The sequence below is a fragment of the Pseudoalteromonas sp. SG41-2 genome, from assembly GCF_014164535.1.
GTDB classification, from domain to species: domain Bacteria; phylum Pseudomonadota; class Gammaproteobacteria; order Enterobacterales; family Alteromonadaceae; genus Pseudoalteromonas; species Pseudoalteromonas rhizosphaerae.
Map to the genome: position 1 here is coordinate 1 of NZ_JACJFK010000099.1, position 821 is coordinate 821.

General features: G+C 40.2%; 2 protein-coding genes. Both read left to right on the plus strand.

All coding sequences use genetic code 11. The features are described from left to right. Positions 1–128 precede the first annotated feature (128 nt). Complete coding sequence (locus H5186_RS22600; protein ID WP_182795048.1) at positions 129–641, plus strand: DUF2931 family protein; 513 nt, start codon at positions 129–131, stop codon at positions 639–641. After that, positions 628–821, plus strand: a 194-nt coding sequence (locus H5186_RS22605; protein WP_182795049.1) for a hypothetical protein, incomplete at its 3' end; no start/stop codon positions are given. The genes H5186_RS22600 and H5186_RS22605, both read left to right, overlap by 14 nt.

Below are 821 nucleotides of genomic sequence, written 5' to 3' on the forward strand. Positions count from 1 at the left end.
GCTCATGGCCCAGAAGAAGACGCTGAATTCACCACTAAAAACCAACAACGCGAGCTTTTTTACAATCAGCCAGAACAAGCTGAAGCAAATGAGCAATGGCAATCACAATTAATAAATGGATATAGATTATGGACAAGCTCATAAAATCACTCATCACACTTGCTTTAACATTATTTGTAATAGGTTGCTCGTCAACAGGAACAATTGATTACATGGTTGCAGGCGGTGCGACACAAAAGGGTAATGAAATCTGGGTGCAATCAATCACTTTTGATAATAGTTGGGGTATTCCTATGGGGAGCCTTGGTTGTTGCTGGCAAAGTGCCGGTAAAACAAGTGGTGTTTACGATCAAAAATTCCCAGAAAAAGTCGCTGTTGAATGGTTAGATAAGTCAGAAAATAGAATTTACTACGGTGAAGTGGCAATAGATAAAAGTGGCTATAAGTTTGCAAATAAGTTACCTCGATTTAGTTACCATACAGGCGAAGTAGAAACTGATATTTACCCATATTTAATAGTTGGTATGGGTGAATCAGGTGAGATAAAGGTTTGGGTTTCAAATACACCATCAGCGGGGTTTACAGGTCGCGTATTACACGAACTTGGTTCAGGACAAGCCCAATGGCGTGAGAATAAGTAGTAAAGCCACTACCCTAAGCTTATGTTCTATAAAGTATTCGCAGAGGCAGCCCGTAGCTCATGGCCCAGAAGAAGACGCTGAATTCACCACTAAAAACCAACAACGCGAGCTTTTTTACAATCAGCCAGAACAAGCTGAAGCAAATGAGCAATGGCAATCACAATTAATAAATGGATATAG